Raw genomic sequence first — 22,942 nt, forward strand, 5'->3', positions numbered from 1 at the left:
TCCCGTCGCGCGGGTGGGAGCGCCGCGCGGCGGCTACTACCTTTGATTCCTCACCTGCCGGGATGAGGGAGAACCTTCAGATGAACCGCAAGACCCTGGTGCTGCCGGCCCTCGTCGGCCTGCTCGCCCCCGTGCTCGCCGCCTGTGGCAGCACGGACAGCGGCGCCGGTGGCGATGGGGCCATCGTCGTCGGCACCACGGACCAGTTCGTGGCCTCCGAGGAGAACCCCGCCCCGTTCGACCCGGCCATCGGCTACGACGCGGGCGTCTGGAACGTCCTGCGCCAGACCGTGCAGACCCTCACCGTCGTCCCCAGCGGGGGCGGTGAGCCGGTGCCCGAGGCCGCCCGCAGCTGCGGCTTCACGGACACCGAGAGCGAGAGCTACCGCTGCACCCTGCGCGAGGGCCTCACGTTCGCCGACGGGACGCCCATCACCGCCGAGGACGTGAAGCACTCCGTCCAGCGCGTCGTCGCCATCGGCGCCGACAGCGGTCCCACCGGTCTGCTCGACAACATCGACACCATCGAGACCAAGGGCGACCAGCAGGTGATCTTCCACCTGAAGACGCCCGACGCGACCTTCCCGTACAAGCTCTCCACCCCCGCCGCGGGCATCGTCCCGAAGAAGCACTACGCGGCGAAGACCCCCCGCGACGGCTTCCAGGTCGACGGCTCCGGCCCGTACACCATGAAGCCCGAGGTGAAGGACGGCCGCGTCGTCAAGATCAACTTCTCCAAGAACCCCTCGTACAAGGGTGAGCTGAAGGTGCTCAACGAGAAGGTCGAGATGGACCTCTTCCCCGACTCCGAGGCCATGGGCAAGGCGCTCGACGAGAAGAAGATCCATGTCATGACCCGGGCCATGTCCCCCGAGCAGGCCCGCGACCTGCTGGTCAACCCGCAGGAGGGCGTCGAGCTGACCGAGATGCCCGGCCTGGCCATCAGGTACCTCGCGTTCAACACCAAGGACCCCGTGGTCAACAAGGCCGTCCGGCAGGCCATGGCTCAGATCATCGACCGCGGCGAGATCGCGGGCGAGGTGTACGGCACCACCGCCGAGCCGCTCTACTCGATGATCCCCACCAGCATCGCCGGGCACACGAACTCCTTCTTCAACAAGTACGGCGAGCCCAACACCGCCAAGGCCGCCGAGACACTGCGGGACGCCGGGACCAAGACCCCCGTGAAGTTCACCCTGCACTACACCAACGACCACTACGGCCCGGCCACCGCCAAGGAGTTCAAGACGCTCCAGCAGCAGCTGAACCGCTCGGGCCTCTTCGACGTCGACGTCCGGGGCACGGAGTGGTCGAAGTACCGCCCGGAGCAGAAGCGCGGCGACTACGCGGCCTACGGCATGGGCTGGTTCCCCGACTTCCCGGACCCGGACAACTACACCGCGCCGTTCCTCGACAAGAACAACTTCCTCAACTCGCCCTACCGCTCGCGCGAGGCGCAGGACGTCCTCATCCCGCAGTCGCGCCGTGAGGCCGACCGCACCGCCGCCGGGGAGACCTACGAGAAGCTCCAGGACATCGTCGCCAACGACGTCCCCCTGCTCCCGGTCTGGCAGGGCAAGCAGTACGTGGCCTCCCGCGCCGGCATCGCCGGGGTGGAGCGCTCCGTCAGCTCCACCTCCGAGCTCCAGCTGTGGGAGCTGAACCGGCCCAACGCCTAGCCCGCTCAGCCGTCCGGCCCGCACCCTCCTGCTTCGAGGAGGTGCGGGCCGGACGGCTTTGCGCGCGTGACGGGCCTACTGCGCGCCGGGGCGCACCAGCCCGCTCTCGTACGCGTACACCGCGGCCTGCACCCGGTCGCGCAGGCTCAACTTCGTGAGCACATGGCCCACATGGGTCTTCACCGTCGTCTCGCTGACGAACAGGTCCGCGGCGATCTCCGCGTTGGACAGCCCGCGCGCCACCAGCTTCAGCACCTCGACCTCACGGTCCGTCAGCGTGTGCAGGGCGTCGGGCACCGGCTCCTCGCCGGAGGGCAGATGGTCCGCGTACTTGTCCAGCAGCCGGCGCGTGATGCTCGGGGCGAGCATCGCCTCACCCGCCGCGACCACCCGGATCGCCTGCACCAGCTCGGCCGCCGGGGCGTCCTTCAGCAGGAACCCGCTCGCCCCCGCCCGCAGCGCCTCCACCACGTACTCGTCGAGATCGAAGGTGGTCAGCACCAGGACCTTCGCCGGGCCGTCCTTGCCGGGGCCGGTGATCTGACGGGTCGCCTCCACCCCGTCCATCCGCGGCATCCGGATGTCCATCAGCACCACATCGGGCTGCAGGGCCCGCACCTGATCGATGGCCTGGAGACCGTCACCGGCCTCACCGACCACCGCCAGATCGCCCTCCGCCTCCAGAATCATCCGGAAACCGGTGCGCAGCAGAGGCTGGTCGTCGACCAGAAGGACGCGGATCGCCACAGGAACTCCTTAAGGGCCCTCAAGGGCCACAGCTCGGCCGGCCTCGGCCCGGACCGCTCCCATTCTGCCCTGAGCGTCCTCACCCGACGCGGCCGGGCGCACCGCCAGGGGGTAGACCGGGGGAGTCCCGCCGAACTCCGGACAGACCGCCCGGTGGTCGCACCAGCCGCACAGCTTCGTCGGACGCGGCCGCCAGTCGCCGGTCTCCGTCGCCCGCGAGATCGCGTCCCACAGGGCCAGCAGCTTGCGCTCCACCCGCTCCAGGTCCGCCACCACCGGGTCGTACGTCAGGACGTCGCCGCTGCCCAGATAGACCAGCTGGAGGCGGCGCGGCACCACACCCTTCAGCCGCCAGACCACCAGGGCGTAGAACGTCATCTGGAACAGCGGACCGTCGGCGTACTCCGGCCGCGGGGCCTTGCCCGTCTTGTAGTCGACGATCCGGACCTCGCCGCTCGGTGCCACGTCCACCCGGTCGATCACCCCGCGCAGCCGCAGCCCCGACTCCAGCACCGTCTCCACGAACAGCTCGCGCTCCGCGGGCTCCAGCCGCGTCGGGTCCTCCAGCGAGAACCACCGCTCCACCAGCTGCTCCGCCTCGCCCAGCCAGCGCGTCAGCCGCTCACCCCCGGCGTCCTCGGCGAACAGCTCGCCCAGCTCCGGCCGCGACTCCAGCAACCGGTCCCACTGGCCGGGCACCAGCCCCCGCGCCCGCGGCGCCGTACGGTCGGCCGCCGGGGCGTCGAAGAGCCGCTCCAGCACCGCGTGGACCAGCGTGCCCCGGGTCGCCGCCTCGCTGGGCTTCTCCGGCAGCTTGTCGATGACCCGGAAGCGGTAGAGCAGAGGGCACTGCATGAAATCGCTCGCCCGCGACGGCGACAGCGACGAGGGCGGCTGGGGCTGCCGCGGCACGAAAGTCATGACTCCAGACCCTACGGCCCGCCACCGACAGTCAGCGGCATACCATCGACGGCAGACCCTCGCACACTGCATGATCGTGGCAAAGGCCACTCACCGAACCGAAGGGATCCCGTGGACGAGAGCGGCGACAGCGGGCGGCCGCAGCCCGGCGCAGGGGGCACGGGCCCCGGCGCCGCCCCGGACGACGACAAGCCCAAGCGGCCCGCGGAGCCGGGCGGCGGGCTGCTCATGGGCCGCCCCTTCGGGGTGCCCGTCTACGTCGCGCCCAGCTGGTTCGTCGTCGCCGCGCTGATCACCTGGGTCTTCGGCGGGCAGCTGGACCGGGTGCTGCCCGAACTGGGCGGAGCCCGCTACCTCGTCGCGCTGTTCTTCGCGATCGCCTTCTACGCCTCCGTCCTCGTCCACGAACTGGCCCACACGGTCGCCGCCCTGCGCTACAAGCTCCCCGTCCGCCGTATCCAGCTCCAGTTCTTCGGCGGCGTCTCGGAGATCGAGAAGGAGACCGAGACCCCCGGCCGCGAGTTCGTCCTCGCCTTCGTCGGCCCGCTCCTGTCCCTCGTGCTCGGCGCGGTCTTCTACGGGGCGATGCAGTTCGTCGAGCCCGGCACCGTCCCCGGCGTCCTGCTCGCGGGCCTGATGATCTCCAACCTCATCGTGGCCGCCTTCAACCTGCTGCCCGGCCTGCCGCTCGACGGCGGGCGGATGCTCCGCGCCGTCGTCTGGAAGATCACCGGCAAGCCCATGAGCGGCACCGTCGCCGCCGCCTGGGTCGGCCGCGGCCTGGCGATCACCGTCCTCATCGGACTGCCGCTGCTCACCCACACCGGAACGCTCGGCGGCTCCCCCCAGGACATCGGCGGCGTCGAGACCGTCATGGACGCCCTGCTCGCCGCGATCCTCGCCGGGATCATCTGGACCGGCGCGGGCAACAGCCTGCGCATGGCCCGCCTCCGCGAGCACCTGCCCGACCTCCGCGCCCGCACCCTCACCCGCCGCGCCGTCCCCGTCGAGTCCGCCACCCCGCTCTCCGAAGCGCTGCGCCGGGCCAACGAGGCGGGCGCCCGCGCCCTGGTCGTCGTCGACGGACAGGGCGACCCCAAGGGCGTCGTCCGCGAGGCCGCCATCGTCGGCGTCCCCGAGCACCGCCGCCCCTGGGTCGCCGTCAGCGGCCTCGCCCAGGACCTCACCGACGGCATGAAGGTCCCCGCCGAACTGGCCGGCGAAGCCCTCCTGGACCGCCTCAAGGCGACCCCCGCCACCGAGTACCTGGTCGTCGAGGAGACCGGCGAGATCTACGGGGTCCTGTCCACCGCCGACGTGGAGCGCGCCTTCGTCAAGGCCATGGCCCGCCCCGGTTCCTGACCCCCTCGGGGGCGGGGGAGCGGCGGTCGGCGGCCCCGGAACGACCGGTACGCTGGTCACATGTCTGAACCGACCGGTGCCGCCCGCCGACGTGGGCCCTTCAAGGTCGGGGACCAGGTCCAGCTCACCGACCCCAAGGGACGCCACTACACCTTCACGCTCGAAGCCGGGAAGAGCTTCCACACCCACAAGGGTTCTTTCCAGCACGACGAGCTGATCGGTGCTCCCGAGGGCAGTGTTGTCCGCACCACGGGAAACGTCGCCTACCTCGCGCTGCGCCCCCTGCTCCCCGACTACGTCCTGTCCATGCCCCGCGGCGCCGCCGTGGTCTACCCCAAGGACGCGGGGCAGATCCTGGCCTTCGCCGACATCTTCCCCGGCGCCCGCGTCGTGGAGGCCGGGGTCGGCTCCGGATCACTCTCCACCTTCCTGCTGCGCGCCATCGGAGAGCAGGGCATGCTGCATTCCTACGAGCGCCGCGAGGACTTCGCCGAGATCGCCCAGCAGAACGTCGAGCGCTACTTCGGCTCGCCGCACCCCGCCTGGCAGCTGACCGTCGGCGACCTCCAGGACAACCTCTCCGACGCCGACGTCGACCGCGTCGTACTGGACATGCTCGCCCCCTGGGAGTGCCTGGAGGCCGTCTCCAAGGCCCTGGTGCCCGGCGGCATCCTGTGCGCCTACGTGGCCACCACCACCCAGCTCTCGCGCACCGTCGAGTCCATCCGCGAGATCGGCTGCTTCGCCGAACCGCAGCCCTGGGAGTCGATGATCCGCAACTGGCACGTGGAGGGCCTCGCCGTCCGCCCCGACCACCGCATGATCGGCCACACCGGCTTCCTGGTCACCGCCCGCCGCCTCGCGGACGGCGTCGAGCCGCCGCTGCGCCGCCGCCGTCCCTCCAAGGGCGCCTACGGCGAGGACTACGACGGCCCCGGCGGCCAGAACGGCTCCGCCGCCCGCGGCTGACCCGGCCGACCGGCCATGCGAACCGGCGCCGCCGCGCCGTTGCCCGACCGACCGGGCAACGGCGCGGCGGCGCCCGCGCGTTGCCGCCCCTCGCCGTCGTCCCCCGCGGCGGCCCGGCGGCGAAATCCGTGCCCACCCCGCCGTTCCGCCGGAGTGTGAGGTGTGGCACGATGCTGGGCACCCCCAGGCGGTGTTCCGCACCCCCTCCCGGGGCTCCCAGGAACCATCAGGAGACATCCCGCGTGCAGCCCTCCGCGCTCCCGGATCTCGCGCACACCGCGGCCAGGCCGGTGCACTGGATCGCCACGGCCGCCGCGATGGCCGGCGTCGTCGCCCTGGCCGGGCTGCTCCAGACCCGTACGGCCACCGCCACCGCCACGGCCCCCGAGCAGCGCAGGACGGCCGAGCACGGCCGGCCCGCCTCCGCACCGGATCCGGCCGGCGTGGACTTCCCGGTGGAGTGCGGCGGCGCCGGGACCACCGTGGCCCGGCAGGCCCCCGGTGACCTCGACGGCGACGGGCGGCCGGAAACCGTCGCCGTGGTGCACTGCGCCGCGGGCTCCGGGACCCCGCCGAGCGGCGTCTACGTCGTGACCGGCGCGAGCGGGGCCGCACCCAGGGTCGTGGCGACGCTGGTGGACCCCGCGGACAGGAAGACGGTCGGCGACCTCGCCGTACGGGAGGGCCGTGTCACGGCGACCCTGCTCGGCTATTCCTCGCTCGACGTCCCCCGCTGCTGCCCCGACCAGGAGGAACGGGCGTCCTGGCGATGGCAGGGCAAGGCGTTCGTCCGCACCTCCGGCGACCTCGCCCGCAGCGTCTGAGCCGCGCGGGACCTACTCCGCGTCCGGCCCGTACACCTCGACGCTGTCCTTGACGCGCCGCACATGGATGCAGTCGCCCGGACACTCCTTGGCCGAGTCGACGACGTCCTGGAGGAGCGGCAGCGGCACCGGGGTGGTCGCGCCCTTGTCCTGGAGCAGCTCGTCGTCGCCGCTCTTCACGTACGCCAGACCGTCGATGTCCAGCTCGAAGACGTCCGGGGCGTACTGCACGCAGATGCCGTCCCCCGTGCACAGATCCTGGTCGATCCAGACCTCCAGATCCTGGGTGCCGCTGTCGCCCGGCGAGTCCTGCTGCACGGTCATGAGTCCTGCCGTTCCTGCGTATCCGAAGCAATGGGGGCCAGCCCTGACGGGTGTTGACCTGTTCGACGATACAACCGGCGGCTTTCCGGTGCCGAAGGGTGGGTATTCCCTTCACGTGGGGGAGAGCGCAAGGGTGAAGATCGGACACACCCGGGAGTCTTTGTGATCTAGGGGTTTCAATCATCACCCACCCAGGTAGGGTCAGGAAGCGTCCAGCTCCCCATGGAGGAGGTGAGGACCGTGGCAGCCCACGACGACGACATCAACCGCGGCATCCGGCCCGCGCGAGGGTCACAGGACCCGGCCGGCCAGGTTGCCTATCTAGAGCAGGAAATCGCCGTCCTGCGACGTAAGCTCGCCGACTCTCCGCGTCATACGAGGATTCTCGAAGAGCGGATCGTCGAGTTGCAGACGAACCTGGCGGGTGTGTCCGCCCAGAACGAGCGGCTCGCCAACACGCTCCGTGAGGCGCGTGACCAGATCGTGGCCCTCAAGGAGGAGGTCGACCGGCTCGCGCAGCCGCCGGCCGGTTTCGGCGTCTTCCTCCAGGCCAACGAGGACGGCACCTGCGACATCTTCACCGGGGGCCGCAAGCTCCGGGTGAACGTCTCTCCCAGTGTCGAGCTGGAGGACCTTCGGCGCGGCCAGGAGGTCATGCTCAACGAAGCGCTCAACGTGGTCGAGGCCATGGAGTTCGAGCGGGCCGGGGACATCGTCACCCTCAAGGAGATCCTTGAGGACGGCGAGCGCGCCCTGGTGGTCGGGCACACCGACGAGGAGCGGGTGGTGCGGCTCGCCGAGCCCCTGCTGGACATCACCATCCGCCCCGGCGACGCCCTGCTGCTCGACTCCCGGTCCGGTTACGTCTACGAGGTGGTCCCCAAGAGCGAGGTCGAGGAGCTGGTCCTCGAAGAGGTCCCGGACATCGACTACGACAAGATCGGCGGCCTGGGCGACCAGATCGAGCTGATCCGCGACGCGGTCGAGCTTCCGTATCTGCACCCCGACCTCTTCAAGGAGCACGAGCTGCGGCCGCCGAAGGGCATCCTGCTCTACGGGCCGCCCGGCTGCGGCAAGACGCTCATCGCCAAGGCCGTCGCCAACTCGCTCGCCAAGAAGGTCGCCGAGGTCACCGGGCAGCCCGCGGGGAAGAGCTACTTCCTCAATATCAAGGGCCCCGAGCTGCTCAACAAGTACGTCGGTGAGACCGAGCGGCACATCCGCCTGGTCTTCCAGCGTGCGCGGGAGAAGGCGAGCGAGGGCACCCCCGTCATCGTCTTCTTCGACGAGATGGAGTCCCTCTTCCGCACCCGCGGCAGCGGCGTCAGCTCGGACGTGGAGAACACCATCGTCCCGCAGCTGCTCGCCGAGATCGACGGGGTGGAGGGCCTGGAGAACGTCATCGTCATCGGCGCCTCCAACCGCGAGGACATGATCGACCCCGCCATCCTGCGCCCCGGCCGCCTCGATGTGAAGATCAAGATCGAGCGTCCGGACGCCGAGGCGGCGAAGGACATCTTCGCGAAGTACCTCACCCCCTCGCTCCCGCTGCACGCGGACGACCTCTCCGAGCACACCGGCTCGCGCGAGGCCGCCGCCCACGCCATGATCCAGTCGGTCGTGGAGCGGATGTACACGGAGTCCGAGGAGAACCGCTTCCTCGAGGTCACCTACGCCAACGGCGATAAGGAAGTGCTGTACTTCAAGGACTTCAACTCCGGCGCGATGATTCAGAACATCGTCGACCGGGCGAAGAAAATGGCCATCAAGGCATTCCTGGAACAGGACCAGAAGGGGCTGCGGGTGGCTCATCTCCTGCAGGCCTGCGTGGACGAGTTCAAGGAGAACGAGGACCTGCCGAACACCACCAACCCGGACGACTGGGCCAGGATTTCCGGAAAGAAGGGCGAGCGGATCGTCTTCATCCGCACGCTCGTCACCGGAAAGCAGGGCGCGGACACCGGACGGTCGATCGACACGGTCGCCAATACCGGCCAGTACCTGTAATACGCGGACCGGCTGCGGATGCCCGGAGGGGGTGTCCGCGGCCGGTGGCATTCCACCGTTCCGGCCACGCCGGAGCAAAGTCGCAAGGGAGCTCCCCACCGGCGCGGAGGCGCTCTAGGCTCTGCGGTACCGCCGAGTCGCGCAGTGCGGTGACGGGCACCGCGCACGCACCGGAGACAGCAGCGGTACGCGATCGTCCCTCCCGAGAGGGGGCCGACGCCGGGCAAGGAGGGCCGCATGACCGTACGTCGAGTAATGGGCATCGAGACCGAATACGGGATCTCCGTCCCCGGCCACCCCAACGCCAACGCCATGCTCACCTCGTCCCAGATCGTCAACGCCTACGCGGCGGCGATGCACCGGGCGCGCCGCGCCCGCTGGGATTTCGAGGAGGAGAACCCGCTGCGTGACGCGCGAGGCTTCGACCTCGCCCGGGAGACCGCCGACTCCAGCCAGCTCACCGACGAGGACATCGGCCTGGCCAACGTGATCCTCACCAACGGCGCCCGGCTGTATGTCGACCACGCGCACCCCGAGTACAGCTCCCCGGAGATCACCAACCCGCGGGACGCCGTGCTCTGGGACAAGGCCGGTGAACGGATCATGGCGGAGGCGGCCGAGCGGGCGGCGGCCATCCCCGGCGCCCAGCCGATCCACCTCTACAAGAACAACACCGACAACAAAGGCGCCTCCTACGGCACGCACGAGAACTACCTCATGCGGCGGGAGACGCCCTTCTCGGACATCGTGCGCCACCTGACCCCGTTCTTCGTCTCGCGCCAGGTCGTCACGGGCGCGGGCCGGGTCGGCATCGGCCAGGACGGCAACGAGCACGGCTTCCAGATCAGCCAGCGCGCCGACTACTTCGAGGTCGAGGTCGGCCTGGAGACCACGCTCAAGCGCCCCATCATCAACACCCGCGACGAGCCCCACTCCGACGCCGAGAAGTACCGCAGGCTCCACGTGATCATCGGCGACGCCAACCTCTCGGAGATCTCGACCTACCTCAAGCTCGGCACCACGTCCCTGGTCCTATCCATGATCGAGGACGCCTTCATCAACGTCGACCTCGCCGTCGACCAGCCGGTCCGCACCCTGCACCAGGTCTCGCACGACCCGGACCTGCGGCAGCTGATCACGCTGCGCAGCGGCCGGACACTCACCGCGGTGCAGCTCCAGATGGAGTACTTCGAGCTGGCCCGCAAGTACGTGGACGAGCGGTACGGCGCCGACGCCGACGAGCAGACGAAGGACGTCCTGAACCGCTGGGAGGACACCCTCAACCGGCTGGAGACCGACCCGATGAGTCTGGCGGGCGAGCTGGACTGGATCGCCAAGCGGGAGCTGATGGAGGGCTACCGGCGCCGGGACGCGCTGGACTGGGACGCCCCCCGGCTGCACCTGGTGGACCTCCAGTACGCCGACGTGCGGCCCGACAAGGGCCTCTACAACCGGCTGGCGGCCCGTGGGCGGATGAAGCGGCTGCTGGACGAGGACGAGGTCACCCGGGCCCGTACGAAGCCTCCGGAGGACACCAGGGCCTACTTCCGGGGCCGCTGCCTGGAGCAGTACGCCGACGACGTGGCGGCCGCCTCCTGGGACTCGGTCATCTTCGACCTGCCCGACCGTGACTCGCTGCAACGGGTGCCCACTCTGGAGCCGCTGCGCGGGACCAAGGAGCACGTGAAGGATCTGCTGGACCGCTGCCGTACGGCGGACGAGCTGGTCCGGACGTTGTCCGGCGGCTGAAAGGGCTCCGGGCTGGGAATCAATCACCTGGGGCCCGGACGTCGACCCGATCACCGGGCCAAAAGCCGGACCTCGTGGGTAGGGTCTGATCAAGAGCTTCGATTGCTTCGAACCGAGCGGGGTGAGCTACATGGCGACCAAGGACACCGGCGGCGGACAGCAGAAGGCGACGCGTTCCACCGAGGAGACCGAGGAGCAGGCGCAGGACGCGCAGGCGTCCGAGGACCTTGCGGAGCGACAGGAGAAGCTGAGCGACGACGTCGACTCGGTGCTGGACGAGATCGACGACGTCCTGGAGGAGAACGCCGAGGACTTCGTCCGGTCCTTCGTGCAAAAGGGCGGGCAGTAGGTCCCCGGTGTGAACGTCCGGCGGGAAGCGGGGTGACGGCGTGCGCCGTCACCCCGTCGGCCGACCGGCCCCGGCCGGCGGGCAGCCGGATCGGCGCGGATCTCCCCCGCCGGACATGTGGATCACTCCCGCGCGGCGGGTAGGGTCCGTGGCATCACTTGCTTCAACCGCAATCCGGCCGTCGGCGAGTTGGGGAATGATCCTGACGTCCCTTGCGCGGGGCCATCGCATACCTGGAGGGAAACGCGTGGAAGCCAACACTCGTAGCACCGGGCGTCTACCAGCAGCCTTCCTGACGCCGGGGTCGTCCTCGTTCATGGACTTCCTGTCCGACCAGTCGCCCGAGATGCTCCCGGGCAACCGGAGTCTGCCGCCGCTCCAGGGGGCCGTCGAGGCCCCGCACGGCACGACGATCGTGGCCGCGTCCTTCCCCGGCGGTGTGGTGCTGGCCGGTGACCGGCGCGCCACCATGGGCAACATGATCGCGCAGCGCGACATCGAGAAGGTCTTCCCGGCCGACGAGTACTCGGCGGTGGGCATCGCCGGCACCGCCGGGCTGGCCGTGGAGATGGTCAAGCTCTTCCAGCTGGAGCTGGAGCACTTCGAGAAGGTCGAGGGGGCCCAGCTCTCCCTGGAGGGCAAGGCCAACCGGCTCTCCACCATGATCCGCTCCAACCTGGCCATGGCCATGCAGGGGCTCGCCGTGGTGCCACTCTTCGCGGGCTTCGACGTCGACCGCGCCAAGGGCCGCATCTTCTCCTACGACGTCACCGGCGGCCGCTCCGAGGAGACCGGCTACGCCGCCACCGGCTCCGGGTCGATCTTCGCCCGCAACGCCATGAAGAAGCTCTACCGCGAGGACCTGACGGAGGAGCAGGCCCTCACCCTGGTCGTGCAGGCGCTGTACGACGCCGCCGACGACGACTCGGCGACCGGAGGCCCGGACATGGCCCGCCGCATCTACCCGATCGTCACCGTCATCACCGACGAAGGCTTCCGGAAGCTGAGCGACCAGGAGTCCTCCGAGATCGCGCGCTCCGTCCTGGAACGCCGACTGGAGCAGCCCGACGGCCCGCGCGCCGCCCTGCTCTGACCCGGACTCCGAGCCTTTTTCCGATGCACTCGTCACTGACAGGAAGGGACGGATAGCCGGTGTCGACGCCGTTCTATGTCTCACCCCAGCAGGCCATGGCCGACCGGGCGGAGTACGCCCGCAAGGGCATCGCCCGTGGTCGCAGCCTCGTCGTGCTGCAATACGCCGACGGCATTGTGTTCGTCGGCGAGAACCCGTCCCGCGCGCTGCACAAGTTCAGCGAGATCTATGACCGGATCGGCTTCGCGGCCGCCGGCAAGTACAACGAGTACGAGAACCTCCGCATCGGCGGCGTGCGCTACGCCGACCTGCGCGGCTACACCTACGACCGGGACGATGTGACGGCCCGTGGGCTGGCCAACGTCTACGCCCAGACCCTCGGCACCATCTTCTCCAGCGCCGCCGAGAAGCCGTACGAGGTGGAGCTGGTGGTCGCCGAGGTCGGCACCGAGCCGGACGGCGACCAGATCTACCGGCTGCCGCACGACGGCTCGATCGTGGACGAGCACGGCTCGGTCGCGGTCGGCGGCAACGCCGAGCAGATCAGCGGCTTCCTCGACCAGCGCCACCGCGACGGGATGACGCTCGCCGAGGCGCTCAAGCTGGCCGTCCAGGCGCTCTCCCGGGAGCCCGGCGGTGGCGAGCGGGAGATCCCCGCCGAGCGCCTGGAGGTCGCGGTCCTGGACCGCACCCGCCCCCAGCAGCGCAAGTTCAAGCGGATCGTGGGCCGTCAGCTGGCCCGGCTGCTGGAGACGGAAGCCGCGGCCAGCACACCGACGGACGCCCCGTCCGACACCGAGGACGACGGCTCCACGCCGGAGTCCACCGAGGAGTAGGCGGCAGTCCGACGACAGGCCCCGGGCCTCGTGCCCCCGGACTCGGGTCCGGGGGCACCGTCATGCCCGGGGCGCGGGCGGCGGCGCGGTGGACCCCCGGACGACCAGCTCCACCGGCAGCCCGTCCAGCTCGACGGGACGGTCCTCCAGGACGGCGAGCAGAGCCTCCATGCCCCGCTCCCCGACCCGCTCGGCGGGGAGGGCCACGGTGGTCAGCTCCGGCTCGACGGCGGTGGCCAGTGCCAGATCGTCGAAGCCGGTGACCGACAGGTCGTCCGGCACCCGCAGCCCGAGCCGACGGGCCGCCTTGCACGCCCCCGCGGCCAGGATGTCGTCGTCGCAGACGATCGCGGTCGGCCGCTCCCCGGCGACCGCCAGCGCCTGTTCGACCGCCTCGCGCCCGGCCCGTACGTCCAGCGCGGCCCGTACCGTACGCACGCCCGCCTCCGGCACCGTCGCCAGGGCCTCGGCCAGTGCCTGGGCGCGGACCGCGAACGTCCAGGTGTCCACCGCGGAGGCGAGGTGGAGGAAGCGCCGGTGCCCGAGCGCCACCAGATGGTCCGTCACCTGCCGCATCCCGTCGGCGATGTCCAGGTTCACCTGGGCTGCCGGGCCGGTGTCGGCCGGATCGCTGTCCAGCATCACCAGCGGCAGGTCCGCCCCGCGCAGCGCGTCGAGGGCGTCGGCGGCCATCGAGGACGCGATCACCCCGTCCAGTGCGGCACGGGCCGAGGCGAACGGATCACGGGCGGGGCCCGTGCCGTCGGGGGAGGGGTAGAGCACCACACCGAAGTCGTGCTCGGCGGCGATCGCCGCCGCCCCGGTGTAGACCCGGGCGAAGAACTCGTTGGTGAGCGCGGGCACCACCAGCAGCGCCGTCCGCGTCCGGCCCAGCCGCAGACTGCGGGCCGCCAGATTGGGCCGGTACCCCAGCTCCGCCGCGCTCTGCCGGACCCGCGCGGCGGTGGCCTCGGAGACCCGCCCCGGCCACTTCCCGCCCAGCACCAGCGAGACCGTCGCCTGCGAGACGCCCGCCGCGCGGGCCACGTCCCGGCTGGTGGGCCGGGCGGGTACGGGCTGCTGCGCGCTGGTCACTCGGGCCTCCGTGCGGGTGTCTGAAAAGCGCCGCGAGGTAGACCCGCGGACTGCGGACATGGTACGTATGAGCCTCGACGTTATACGTAACACCTCGGCGGGGCGACGGCCCGGTCCGGGGGAGGAGGGGCGGACATGGCCGCGGGATACGGTGACATCCTCCGGGCGCGGCACGCCGCCCGGCTGCTGACGGGCACCCTGGTGGGGCGGCTGCCCAACGGCACCGGGCACATCGCGATCGTGCTGTTCACCCGCGCCGAGGGCGGCAGCTACACCCTGGCGGGCGCACTGGCCGCCGCGTACGGCCTGGCCACCGCCGTCGGCCAGCCGCTCCTCGGCCGGGCCGTCGACCTCTACGGGCAGCCGCGCGTACAGCTCCCCGCCGCCGTCCTCTCCGCGCTCGGCATGGCCCTGTTCGCGGTCACCGGACTCGGCTCGCTGCCACTGGCCTGCGCCGCCGTCGTCCTCGCCGGGGTCGCCACCCCGCCCCTGGAGGGCGGCCTGCGCGCCCTGTGGCCCAGCGTCCTCAAGCGCGAGGACCAGGTGCACCGGGCGTATGCCCTGGACGCCGTCGCACAGGAGATCATGTTCACCGTCGGACCGCTCCTGGTGACCCTGCTCGTCTCGCTCTGGTCCCCGGCCGCCGCCCTCCTCGTCATCAACGCCCTCGGCGTCCTCGGCGCGCTCTCCGTCGTGCTGTCCGAGCCCTCCCGCGCCTGGCGCTCCGCCCCCCGCGAGGCGCACTGGCTCGGCGCCCTGCGCTCGCCCGGTCTCCTGGCCCTGCTGGGCGCGTTCTTCTTCGTCGGCCTCGCGCTCGGCTCCATCACGGTGGCCGCGGTGGCGTACGCGGACGACCAGGGCCGGGAGTCGGTGTACGGCTGGCTGATGGCCGCGCTCGGCCTCGGCGCGCTGACCGGCGGCCTGGCCTACGGGGCTCGGCAGTGGGCCGGCCCGCCGGAGCGGCGGCTGCGGGCCATCGTCGGGCTGCTGGCGCTCGGCTACCTGCCGCTGGCCCTCACCCCGCCGCTGCCCGTGATGGCCCTCCTCGCCGCCCTCGCCGGGGTGTTCCTCGCCCCGGCCATCGCCTGCTCGTTCATCGTGGTCGACCGGCACGCGCCGCGCGGCACGGTGACGGAGGCCTTCTCCTGGCTCGTCACCACCTTCGGCGTGGGAGCGGCGGCGGGAACGGCCGCCGCGGGCCCGGCCGTCGAGTTCGGCTCCACCTCCTGGAGCTTCGCCGTCGCGGGGGCCGGGGGAGTGGCCGCCCTGGTGGTTCTGCTGGCCACCGGGCGGGTCCTGGGGGCCGATTCGGTCCCCGTCCGCGCCCCCGCCGTCGTGACCGGATCGGAAAATGATCGCAACGGGGCCGTCGAACCCGGTTTCAGCACAGGCCCCAAGGCGTAATGTTCAGTCATGGACCGCCGCATTTTCGGGCTGGAGAACGAGTACGGCGTCACGTGCACGTTCAGGGGACAGCGCCGACTGTCACCTGACGAAGTGGCGCGCTACCTCTTCCGCCGTGTCGTGTCATGGGGCCGCAGCAGCAACGTCTTCCTGCGCAACGGCGCCCGCCTCTACCTCGACGTGGGATCGCATCCGGAATACGCAACGCCGGAATGCGACAACGTGACCGAGCTGGTCACCCACGACAAGGCGGGCGAGCGCATTCTCGAAGGCCTGCTCGTCGACGCCGAACGCCGCCTGCACGAGGAGGGAATCGCGGGCGACGTCTATCTCTTCAAGAACAACACCGACTCGGCGGGAAACTCCTACGGGTGCCACGAGAACTACCTCGTGGCCCGGCACGGAGAATTCTCCCGGCTCGCGGACATCCTCATCCCCTTCCTCGTCACCCGTCAGCTGATCTGCGGCGCGGGCAAGGTGCTCCAGACCCCGCGCGGCGCGGTCTACTGCGTCAGCCAGCGCGCCGAGCACATCTGGGAGGGCGTCAGCTCCGCCACCACCCGCTCCCGGCCGATCATCAACACCCGCGACGAACCCCACGCCGACGCCGAGCGCTACCGCCGCCTCCACGTCATCGTCGGTGACTCCAACATGTCCGAGACGACCATGCTGCTCAAGGTCGGCGCCACCGATCTGGTGCTCCGCATGATCGAGGCGGGCACGGTCATGCGCGACCTGACCCTGGAGAACCCGATCCGGGCGATCCGTGAGGTCAGCCACGACCTCACCGGACAGCGCAAGGTCCGGCTGGCCAGCGGCCGGGAGGCCTCGGCCATAGAGGTCCAGCGGGAGTACTACGAGAAGGCCGTGGACTTCGTCGATCGCCGGGGCATCCGCACCGGCACCGTCGACCAGGTGCTGGAGCTGTGGGGCCGCACCCTGGACGCGATCGAGGCCGAGGACCTCGACCGGATCGGCACCGAGATCGACTGGGTCATGAAGTACAAGCTCATCGAGCGCTACCGGGCCAAGCACAACATGACCATGTCGAACCCGCGGGTCGCCCAGATAGACCTCGCCTACCACGACATCCACCGTCGGCGCGGCCTCTTCTACCTCCTGGAGAAGAAGGGCCAGACCGCCCGGATCTGCAACGACCTGAAGATCTTCGAGGGCAAGTCGGTGCCCCCGCAGACCACCCGGGCGCGGCTGCGCGGCGACTTCATCCGCCGGGCCCAGGAGCAGCGGCGCGACTTCACCGTCGACTGGGTCCACCTCAAGCTCAACGACCAGGCGCAGCGCACGGTGCTCTGCAAGGACCCGTTCCGCTCCGTGGACGAGCGGGTGGAGAAGCTGATCGCCGGTATGTGAGCCGCCGTGCGAGCACATGCGTACGAACCGTCCCCCGGCCCCCGGGACCGCACCTGGTCCCGGGGGCCGGGGCGTGCGCGGGTCAGGTCCCGACGGCCGGACACCCCCTAGAGTGGGGCGGACGTACCCGACCGTGCCCCCTGAGATCTGAGGAACCAGTGCGCCGAATTGCCGGCCTTCTCGTCGCCCCCCTCCTGCTGCTGTCCGCAGTGGCGTGCGGCAGCGACGACAAGGCCTCCGACTCCGCCTCGTCCAAGAACGGCGTGCCCGCCATCACCGCGGGCGCCAAGGCCGGGGAGAAGCCCACCCTCTCCAAGGGCGAGGGATCCCCGCCCAAGGAGCTGAAGACCGAGGTCATCAGCGAGGGCGACGGCGCGAAGCTCAAGAACGGCGACGCGATCCAGGTCAACTACCTCGGCCAGGCCTGGGACTCCGACAAGCCGTTCGACAACAGCTTCGACCGCAAGCAGCCCTTCGACCTGACGCTCGGCGCGGGCATGGTCATCCAGGGCTGGGACAAGGGTCTGGTCGGCCAGAAGGTCGGCAGCCGCGTCGAGCTGGTCATCCCGCCGGAGCTCGGCTACGGCGAGCAGGGCCAGGGCGACATCAAGCCCAACGCCACGCTCGTGTTCGTCGTCGACATCCTCAAGGCCACCCAGATCCCGAAGGCCGCCAAGGGCACCGAGGTCGCCCAGGACAACGTCGACCTGCCGAAGGTCGGCGTGAAGGCCGACGGCAAGGCCCCCACGGTCACCATCCCCAAGAGCGACCCGCCGAAGAAGCTGGTCTCCAACTACGTCCTGGAGTCCGACGGCGAGGTCGTCAAGGAGTCCGACAGCGTCGTCGTGAACTACGTCGGCATGATCTGGAAGGGCGCCAAGGAGTTCGACAACACCTACTCCACGGGCAAGACCCAGACCTTCCCGCTCTCCCAGGTCACCCTCAAGGGGCTCAAGACCGGTCTGGTCGACAAGAAGGTCGGCAGCCGCGTGCTCCTCGTCATCCCGCCGGACCAGGCCTTCGGGGACCAGCAGCAGCAGGCCATCCCGAAGAACTCCACCCTGGTCTTCGCCGTGGACATCCTCGCCAAGGTGTAAGACTGTCCCGGTTGTCCAGTTCATCATTTGGAGGAGCAGTTCAGTGAGCATCGACAAGCCCGAGATCGACTTCCCGGGTGGCGAGCCGCCGGCCGACCTGGAGATCAAGGACATCTGGGAGGGCGACGGCCCGGTGGCCCAGGCCGGCCAGACCGTCTCCGTCCACTACGTGGGCGTGGCCTTCTCCACCGGCGAGGAGTTCGACGCCTCCTGGAACCGCGGCACCCCGCTGCAGTTCCAGCTCGGCGCCGGCCAGGTCATCTCCGGCTGGGACCAGGGCGTGCAGGGCATGAAGGTCGGCGGGCGCCGCCAGCTGACCATCCCCGCGCACCTCGCCTACGGTGACCGCGGCGCCGGAGGCGGCCGTATCGCCCCGGGCGAGACGCTGATCTTCGTCTGCGACCTGGTATCCGTCTGACCGGCTCCGGTCGACGTGGACGAGGGCCCCCGCCGTCCGGCGGGGGCCCTCGCCGTCTTTCGCCGCCCCTCCCCGCCCTCGGCCCGGCTTTGGCCACCGCACCCCGGAGCGGTACGGTCGACCGTCGTAGAGCACCGGAGAAAGGGCGTCGATGGCGATTGCCAAGGCCGAGCGGTTGATGAACCTCGCGCTGTGCCTGCTGGGAACCCGGCGCCCGCTCAGCAAGCGTGAACTCCGCACGTCCATCGAGGCCTACCTCGAAGCGGGCACCGACGACTCGTTCAACCGCATGTTCGAGCGCGACAAGGACGATCTGCGCGAACTCGGCCTGGTCATCGAGACCGTCGAGAACCTCGACGGTGACACCGGCTATCTCGCCCGCCGCGACAGCAACCGGCTGCCCCCCATTACCCTGGACGCCGAGGAGGCGGCCGCCCTCGGGCTCGCCGCCAAGGTCTGGCAGCAGGCCCGCCTCGCCGGGGCCGCCAGCGGGGCCCTCCAGAAGCTGCGCGCCGCCGGGATGCCCGAGACCGAGGACGCCTACGAGGTGCACAGCGCCCTCGAACCCCGTATCCCGGTCCACGAGGCCGCGTTCGAGCCGCTGATGCTCGCCTGCCGCGACCGCCGCCCGGTCACCTTCGACTACCGCAAGTCCAACTCCGCCCGCCCCGAGCAGCGCCAGGTCGAGCCCTGGACCCTCGAATGCTGGCGCGGCCACTGGTATCTGGCGGGCTGGGACCGCGAGCGGGGCGCCGAACGCGTCTTCCGGCTCTCCCGCATCACCGGCAAGGTCCGCTCCCGCGCCGGAGCCTTCACCGCCGAGGTCCCCGACGTCGTCACCGTCCGCGAGACCGTCGAGAGCTGGGCGGGCGAGACCGCGACCCGGACCGCACGGATCAGGCTCCGCGCCGGGGCCGGTTACCCGCTGCGCTCGCGGGCGATGACCCTGCGGGAGCGCGGCGACGGCTGGGACGAGCTGGAGATCCCCTACGGACACGGCCTGGACGCCTGGCTCGTGGAGTTCGGGCCGGACGTCGTCGTGGAGGAACCCGCCGATCTGCGGGCCGATGTGGTGGACCGGCTGCGCGCCGTGGCCAAGGACTAGGACGAGGGACCGTAGCGATGGCCACGAACGCGATCGACCAGACCCGCCGGATGCTGTCCCTGGTGACGTATCTGCGCGAGCGCCCCGGCGCCCATGTCCAGGACGTGGCACGGGCCTTCGGGATCACCGAGGACGAGCTGATCTCCGACCTCGACGTGCTGCCCATGTGCGGCACCAGCTTCCGGGGCGGCGACCTCCTCGACATCGACACCGACGGGGACCGGATCTGGTGGCACAACCCCGACGATGTCGCCGAGCCGCTCCGGCTCGCCGCCGACGAGGCGACCGCCCTGCTCGTCGCCGCGCGGGCCGTCGCCACCCTCCCCGGGCTGCGCGAGAGCGACCGCGAGGCCCTCCTCCGGGCCACCGCGAAGCTGGAGACGGCGGCCGGGGAGTCCGGGGCGGCCAGCTCCCGGCTCTCGGTGACCTTCGAGTCCGAGGGCGGCGTCTTCGCCGACGTCGACCGGGCCATCTCCGAGCGCCGCCGCCTCTGGCTGCGCTACTACTCGCCCGCCCGCGACGAGCTGACCGAGCGCGAGGTCGACCCGATCCGGCTCTTCGCCGTCGGCCACACCTACATGGAGGGCTGGTGCCGCCTCTCCGAGGCGCGTCGGACCTTCCGCCTGGACCGGGTCGCCGAGATCCGGCTCCTGGACGCCCCCGCCGCCCCGCCCGAGCTGGAGCTGCGGGACCTGTCCGCAGGGCTCGTGCAGCCCGCGGCCGAGGATCCGGAAGTCGTGATCGAGGTCGGTACGGGGGGCCGCTGGGTCGCCGAGTACTACCCGCACGACTCCGCCGAGGAACTGCCCGACGGCGGACTGCGCATCACCCTGCGCACCCCCGACCCGGCCTCGCTGCGCCGTCTGGCCCTGCGCCTCGGCGGCGAGGGCCGCATCGTCGCCCCGCCGGAGCTCGCGCGAAGCGCCCGCGACGCGGCCCGCGACGCACTCGCCGCCTACGAGGAAGCGGCCTGAGCGGCCCGGGAGCGGAGACGAGGATGAACGGCACCACCGCGTTCCCCGGGACCGCCGCCCAGCTGTTCCGGGCCGGGTGCCCCGACTGCCGCGCGCGCTGCGAACTCGGCGCCGGGGAGCTCCGCCTCGCGATCGGCGCCAGCAGCCGCACCACCTTCTACACCTTCACCTGCCCCGCGTGCGGCGCCTCGGTCCGCAAGCCCGCCGGGGAGCGCATCATCGAACTGCTCACCGGCGGCGGTGTCCGCACGCTGCGCCTGCACACCACCCCGTAGCGCCCGCCGCAGCGCGGCACAGCCGTACAGCCGTACAGGAAAGAGGCCCGCCGTATGTTCTGGCCCATGCTCGCCATCGCCCTGGGATTCCTGGGCATCGCCGTGCTCGGTGTGCTCGGCGTCAAGGTCTTCGTCGAGGCCCGCCGCCTCGCCCGCCAGGTCACCGCCACCACGGAGCGGATCAACCAGGCGTCCGAGGACCTCGAACGGGCGGCGACCCGCCTCGCGGCCACCGGCGAGGGGCTGCGCTAGGGGGTGTCCTGCCGATCGGGCGGGATGAGGGAGCGGGGCCTGCTGCCCGGCGGCGCGGAGGGGTACGCTGCGTCGAGTCGGCCCAGGCCGGGAGGTGCGGGCCGCAAGCGGGAGTACGCACGGGCATTGCCTCACGTTTACCCCTGCGGGTTACGATCGCTGCCAAGCGCAATGATCGGACGTATGCCCGGTCGCACGGGGTCGGGTAGCGAGCCCACCCTCCAGCCGCCTCAGTGAGAAGGAAGTCGCACATGATCGGCAATCTGAAGCCCCTAGAGATCGTTCTGATCATCGCTGTCATCCTGTTGCTCTTCGGTGCCAAGAAGCTCCCGGACATGGCGCGCTCGCTCGGCAAGTCGGCCCGCATCCTCAAGAGCGAGGCCAAGGCGATGAAGAAGGACGACGCCGCGGCGGCGCCCACCACGGAGACCGTCGACGACACGGTCCCGCCGCAGTCCGCCACCGCGCGCACCATCCAGGCCGCGCCGGGAGACGTCACCAGCTCCCGCCCGGTCAACGAGCCCAAGCCCACCACCCAGACCTGACCGCTGCCGCGCTCCGCCGCCAGCCGCCGCACGAGACGAGGGAAGTGGGTTGCTCAAGTCTGCCCGCAAGCAGGAGAAGAACGACGAGGGGCGGATGCCGCTCCTCGATCACCTGCGTGAGCTGCGTAACCGGCTGCTGAAGGCCGTGCTGGCGATCATCGTCGCCGTCATCGGGGCCGCCTTCTTCCACAAGGAGATCTTCGAGTTCCTGATGAAGCCGATCCTCGACTCGGTCGGCTGCAAGAACGGCATCGAGACCATGGTCAACGGCCGCCCCTGTGCGGAGATGACCACCAACGGTCTGCTGTCGCCCTTCACCATCGCGCTGAAGGTGTCCCTCATGGCGGGCGTGCTGATCGCCACGCCCGTCTGGCTCTACCAGCTCTGGGCCTTCGTCGCCCCCGGGCTGCACCAGAAGGAGAAGCGGTACTCCCTGGGATTCGTGGCCGCGGGCGTCCCGCTGTTCGTCGCGGGCGCCTATCTCGCCTACATGATCCTGCCGGAGACGGCCGAGATCATGCTCGGCTTCACCCCCGCCAACGTCACGAACCTGCTGCCGCTCGACGACTTCCTCGACCTGATCACCCGCATGGTGGTCGTCTTCGGTCTCGCCTTCGAGCTGCCGCTGCTGCTCATCGCCCTCAACATGACCGGAGTCCTCTCCGGCTCCCGCATGCTGCGCTGGTGGCGCGGCATGATCGTCGGCCTGACCGCCTTCGCGGCCATCGCCACCCCCGGCGGTGAGCCCATCTCGATGCTGCTGCTCGCCGGTCCCCTCGCGGTGCTCTACTTCTTCGCCGTCGGCTTCTCCCTGCTGAACGACAAGCGCCGCAACCGCAACAACCCCGACGCCGAACTCGACGACGACGAGGCCTCTCCGCTCGATCTGCGGCCCGAGCCGGTCGGCGCTATCGAGCCCGTGGCCGACCCGCGCCGGGCGCTGCCGGGGCAGGCATCCGGCGACGCGGACGACCGGGGACCGCGTCGGCTGAACGGTTACGACGACATCACCTGACCTTGCAGGGTCCGCCGGATGACCAGCGAGATCACCCTCTTCGTCAATCCCACCGCGGGAGGCGGCCGGGGCGCGCGGGCCGCGCAGCCGGCCGCTTCCGCGTTGCGGGACGCCGGATTCTTTGTCCGTACCTGGCCGCCGTCGAGCCGATCCCGTTCCGGATCCGGCTCGACGGCGGGGAGCCCCGCGACATCGAGGCCACGCTCATAGCGGTGGGCAACGGGACGACGTACGGCGGGGGCATGCGGATCTGCGCCGGAGCCGCCCTGGACGACGGGCTCCTGGATGTGACCGTGGTGGGGGAGTGCTCCCGCACCACGCTGCTCACGGTGCTCCCGAGGGTCTACCGGGGCACGCATCTGAGCCACCCCGCCGTCACCGTGCACCGGGTCTCCTCGGGCGGGCTGGCGGCGGCCGGTGTCACCGCGTACGCGGACGGTGAACCGGTGGGTCCGCTTCCGCTCACCGCCACCTGCGTCCCGGGGGCCGTGCGGGTGCTCGCCGGGTGACCGGCCGGGGGCCGTCAAAGAT

24 protein-coding genes and 1 pseudogene are annotated in these 22,942 nt (G+C 70.8%); 21 read left to right on the forward strand and 4 right to left on the reverse strand.

What is annotated here, in order from left to right; genetic code table 11:
• The first annotated feature begins 80 nt into the window (after positions 1 to 80).
• Complete coding sequence (locus ACIRRU_RS17145) at positions 81 to 1,679, forward strand: ABC transporter substrate-binding protein (protein WP_403681062.1); 1,599 nt, start codon at positions 81 to 83, stop codon at positions 1,677 to 1,679.
• A gap of 75 nt (positions 1,680 to 1,754) precedes the next feature.
• Here the strand turns inward: ACIRRU_RS17145 and ACIRRU_RS17150 are convergent, their stop codons facing one another.
• The gene (locus tag ACIRRU_RS17150; RefSeq protein WP_336672575.1) at positions 1,755 to 2,426 is read right to left on the reverse strand and encodes a response regulator transcription factor; all 672 of its coding nucleotides are present in this window, start codon (positions 2,424 to 2,426) and stop codon (positions 1,755 to 1,757) included.
• Positions 2,427 to 2,435: 9 nt separating this feature from the next.
• Positions 2,436 to 3,281, reverse strand: a complete 846-nt coding sequence (locus ACIRRU_RS17155; RefSeq protein ID WP_403681250.1) for a RecB family exonuclease — start codon at positions 3,279 to 3,281, stop codon at positions 2,436 to 2,438.
• 177 nt (positions 3,282 to 3,458) lie between these two features.
• On the opposite strand from ACIRRU_RS17155, the gene ACIRRU_RS17160 reads away from it, so the two are divergent.
• The 3 genes from ACIRRU_RS17160 to ACIRRU_RS17170 all read left to right on the forward strand — a co-directional run bounded on the left by ACIRRU_RS17160 (position 3,459) and on the right by ACIRRU_RS17170 (position 6,502).
• Positions 3,459 to 4,709 (forward strand): site-2 protease family protein, encoded by a 1,251-nt coding sequence (locus ACIRRU_RS17160; protein WP_403681066.1) that lies wholly within the window; start codon positions 3,459 to 3,461, stop codon positions 4,707 to 4,709.
• 60 nt (positions 4,710 to 4,769) lie between these two features.
• On the forward strand, positions 4,770 to 5,678 hold the full coding sequence (locus ACIRRU_RS17165) for a tRNA (adenine-N1)-methyltransferase (RefSeq protein WP_363204604.1): 909 nt from the start codon (positions 4,770 to 4,772) through the stop codon (positions 5,676 to 5,678).
• A 242-nt stretch (positions 5,679 to 5,920) separates the two neighbouring features.
• Positions 5,921 to 6,502 carry a hypothetical protein gene (locus ACIRRU_RS17170; RefSeq protein ID WP_403681070.1) on the forward strand — a complete coding sequence of 194 codons (582 nt, stop codon included), beginning with the start codon at positions 5,921 to 5,923 and terminating at the stop codon, positions 6,500 to 6,502.
• A gap of 12 nt (positions 6,503 to 6,514) precedes the next feature.
• Here the strand turns inward: ACIRRU_RS17170 and ACIRRU_RS17175 are convergent, their stop codons facing one another.
• Positions 6,515 to 6,826: a ferredoxin gene (locus ACIRRU_RS17175; protein ID WP_363202337.1), complete on the reverse strand. Its 312-nt coding sequence runs from the start codon at positions 6,824 to 6,826 to the stop codon at positions 6,515 to 6,517.
• Positions 6,827 to 7,066: 240 nt separating this feature from the next.
• Here ACIRRU_RS17175 and arc point away from each other — a divergent pair, with 240 nt between their 5' ends.
• The 6 genes from arc (at position 7,067) to prcA (ending at position 12,860) form a co-directional block, all read left to right on the forward strand.
• Positions 7,067 to 8,833 (forward strand): proteasome ATPase, encoded by a 1,767-nt coding sequence (arc, locus tag ACIRRU_RS17180; protein ID WP_403681073.1) that lies wholly within the window; start codon positions 7,067 to 7,069, stop codon positions 8,831 to 8,833.
• 237 nt (positions 8,834 to 9,070) lie between these two features.
• Positions 9,071 to 10,582 carry a depupylase/deamidase Dop gene (gene dop / locus ACIRRU_RS17185; protein ID WP_403681076.1) on the forward strand — a complete coding sequence of 504 codons (1,512 nt, stop codon included), beginning with the start codon at positions 9,071 to 9,073 and terminating at the stop codon, positions 10,580 to 10,582.
• Between the two features lie 130 nt (positions 10,583 to 10,712).
• A complete protein-coding gene (locus ACIRRU_RS17190; protein WP_018515354.1) occupies positions 10,713 to 10,931 on the forward strand; it encodes a ubiquitin-like protein Pup in 219 nt (72 codons plus the stop codon).
• A gap of 117 nt (positions 10,932 to 11,048) precedes the next feature.
• Positions 11,049 to 11,198, forward strand: coding sequence for a hypothetical protein (locus ACIRRU_RS17195; RefSeq protein WP_363202340.1), 150 nt, complete (start codon positions 11,049 to 11,051; stop codon positions 11,196 to 11,198).
• The gene (prcB, locus tag ACIRRU_RS17200; RefSeq protein ID WP_363202341.1) at positions 11,179 to 12,024 is read left to right on the forward strand and encodes a proteasome subunit beta; all 846 of its coding nucleotides are present in this window, start codon (positions 11,179 to 11,181) and stop codon (positions 12,022 to 12,024) included. Before ACIRRU_RS17195 ends, prcB begins: the two co-directional genes overlap by 20 nt.
• A gap of 59 nt (positions 12,025 to 12,083) precedes the next feature.
• Positions 12,084 to 12,860, forward strand: coding sequence for a proteasome subunit alpha (prcA, locus tag ACIRRU_RS17205; RefSeq protein ID WP_363202342.1), 777 nt, complete (start codon positions 12,084 to 12,086; stop codon positions 12,858 to 12,860).
• A 60-nt stretch (positions 12,861 to 12,920) separates the two neighbouring features.
• Here prcA and ACIRRU_RS17210 read toward each other — a convergent pair whose 3' ends face one another.
• Positions 12,921 to 13,955, reverse strand: coding sequence for a LacI family DNA-binding transcriptional regulator (locus ACIRRU_RS17210; protein WP_403681080.1), 1,035 nt, complete (start codon positions 13,953 to 13,955; stop codon positions 12,921 to 12,923).
• 135 nt (positions 13,956 to 14,090) lie between these two features.
• On the opposite strand from ACIRRU_RS17210, the gene ACIRRU_RS17215 reads away from it, so the two are divergent.
• The 11 genes and pseudogenes from ACIRRU_RS17215 to ACIRRU_RS17265 all read left to right on the forward strand — a co-directional run.
• Complete coding sequence (locus tag ACIRRU_RS17215; RefSeq protein ID WP_403681082.1) at positions 14,091 to 15,359, forward strand: MFS transporter; 1,269 nt, start codon at positions 14,091 to 14,093, stop codon at positions 15,357 to 15,359.
• A 9-nt stretch (positions 15,360 to 15,368) separates the two neighbouring features.
• Entirely contained in the window at positions 15,369 to 16,730 is a 1,362-nt protein-coding gene (gene pafA, locus ACIRRU_RS17220) for a Pup--protein ligase (protein ID WP_403681084.1), read from the forward strand.
• 158 nt (positions 16,731 to 16,888) lie between these two features.
• Complete coding sequence (locus ACIRRU_RS17225) at positions 16,889 to 17,827, forward strand: FKBP-type peptidyl-prolyl cis-trans isomerase (protein WP_363202346.1); 939 nt, start codon at positions 16,889 to 16,891, stop codon at positions 17,825 to 17,827.
• A 43-nt stretch (positions 17,828 to 17,870) separates the two neighbouring features.
• Positions 17,871 to 18,245 carry an FKBP-type peptidyl-prolyl cis-trans isomerase gene (locus ACIRRU_RS17230; protein WP_363202347.1) on the forward strand — a complete coding sequence of 125 codons (375 nt, stop codon included), beginning with the start codon at positions 17,871 to 17,873 and terminating at the stop codon, positions 18,243 to 18,245.
• 151 nt (positions 18,246 to 18,396) lie between these two features.
• A complete protein-coding gene (locus tag ACIRRU_RS17235) occupies positions 18,397 to 19,350 on the forward strand; it encodes a helix-turn-helix transcriptional regulator (protein WP_403681087.1) in 954 nt (317 codons plus the stop codon).
• 17 nt (positions 19,351 to 19,367) lie between these two features.
• Positions 19,368 to 20,324: a WYL domain-containing protein gene (locus ACIRRU_RS17240; RefSeq protein ID WP_363202349.1), complete on the forward strand. Its 957-nt coding sequence runs from the start codon at positions 19,368 to 19,370 to the stop codon at positions 20,322 to 20,324.
• Between the two features lie 23 nt (positions 20,325 to 20,347).
• Positions 20,348 to 20,599 carry a hypothetical protein gene (locus ACIRRU_RS17245; RefSeq protein ID WP_403681090.1) on the forward strand — a complete coding sequence of 84 codons (252 nt, stop codon included), beginning with the start codon at positions 20,348 to 20,350 and terminating at the stop codon, positions 20,597 to 20,599.
• Between the two features lie 54 nt (positions 20,600 to 20,653).
• Positions 20,654 to 20,851, forward strand: coding sequence for a hypothetical protein (locus tag ACIRRU_RS17250; protein WP_403681092.1), 198 nt, complete (start codon positions 20,654 to 20,656; stop codon positions 20,849 to 20,851).
• Positions 20,852 to 21,102: 251 nt separating this feature from the next.
• A complete protein-coding gene (gene tatA / locus ACIRRU_RS17255; protein WP_403681094.1) occupies positions 21,103 to 21,396 on the forward strand; it encodes a Sec-independent protein translocase subunit TatA in 294 nt (97 codons plus the stop codon).
• Between the two features lie 49 nt (positions 21,397 to 21,445).
• Complete coding sequence (gene tatC, locus ACIRRU_RS17260; protein ID WP_363202353.1) at positions 21,446 to 22,411, forward strand: twin-arginine translocase subunit TatC; 966 nt, start codon at positions 21,446 to 21,448, stop codon at positions 22,409 to 22,411.
• Between the two features lie 128 nt (positions 22,412 to 22,539).
• Positions 22,540 to 22,920, forward strand: a pseudogene (locus tag ACIRRU_RS17265) (sphingosine kinase); the annotation flags it as partial.
• Between the last annotated feature and the right edge of the window lie 22 nt (positions 22,921 to 22,942).

The sequence above is a fragment of the Streptomyces sp. NPDC101181 genome (genome assembly GCF_044767975.1).
In the GTDB taxonomy this organism is placed as follows: domain Bacteria; phylum Actinomycetota; class Actinomycetes; order Streptomycetales; family Streptomycetaceae; genus Streptomyces.

Bases quoted from the DNA above. Each gene is read 5' to 3' on its own strand.
- ACIRRU_RS17145 (WP_403681062.1), top strand. From the start codon at position 81: ATGAACCGCAAGACCCTGGTGCTGCCGGCCCTCGTCGGCCTGCTCGCC.
- ACIRRU_RS17155 (WP_403681250.1), bottom strand. From the start codon at position 3,281: ATGCAGTGCCCTCTGCTCTACCGCTTCCGGGTCATCGACAAGCTGCCG.
- ACIRRU_RS17165 (WP_363204604.1), top strand. From the start codon at position 4,770: ATGTCTGAACCGACCGGTGCCGCCCGCCGACGTGGGCCCTTCAAGGTC.
- ACIRRU_RS17175 (WP_363202337.1), bottom strand. From the start codon at position 6,826: ATGACCGTGCAGCAGGACTCGCCGGGCGACAGCGGCACCCAGGATCTG.
- dop (WP_403681076.1), top strand. From the start codon at position 9,071: ATGACCGTACGTCGAGTAATGGGCATCGAGACCGAATACGGGATCTCC.
- ACIRRU_RS17190 (WP_018515354.1), top strand. From the start codon at position 10,713: ATGGCGACCAAGGACACCGGCGGCGGACAGCAGAAGGCGACGCGTTCC.
- ACIRRU_RS17215 (WP_403681082.1), top strand. From the start codon at position 14,091: ATGGCCGCGGGATACGGTGACATCCTCCGGGCGCGGCACGCCGCCCGG.
- pafA (WP_403681084.1), top strand. From the start codon at position 15,369: ATGGACCGCCGCATTTTCGGGCTGGAGAACGAGTACGGCGTCACGTGC.
- ACIRRU_RS17235 (WP_403681087.1), top strand. From the start codon at position 18,397: ATGGCGATTGCCAAGGCCGAGCGGTTGATGAACCTCGCGCTGTGCCTG.
- ACIRRU_RS17240 (WP_363202349.1), top strand. From the start codon at position 19,368: ATGGCCACGAACGCGATCGACCAGACCCGCCGGATGCTGTCCCTGGTG.
- ACIRRU_RS17245 (WP_403681090.1), top strand. From the start codon at position 20,348: ATGAACGGCACCACCGCGTTCCCCGGGACCGCCGCCCAGCTGTTCCGG.
- ACIRRU_RS17250 (WP_403681092.1), top strand. From the start codon at position 20,654: ATGTTCTGGCCCATGCTCGCCATCGCCCTGGGATTCCTGGGCATCGCC.
- tatA (WP_403681094.1), top strand. From the start codon at position 21,103: ATGATCGGCAATCTGAAGCCCCTAGAGATCGTTCTGATCATCGCTGTC.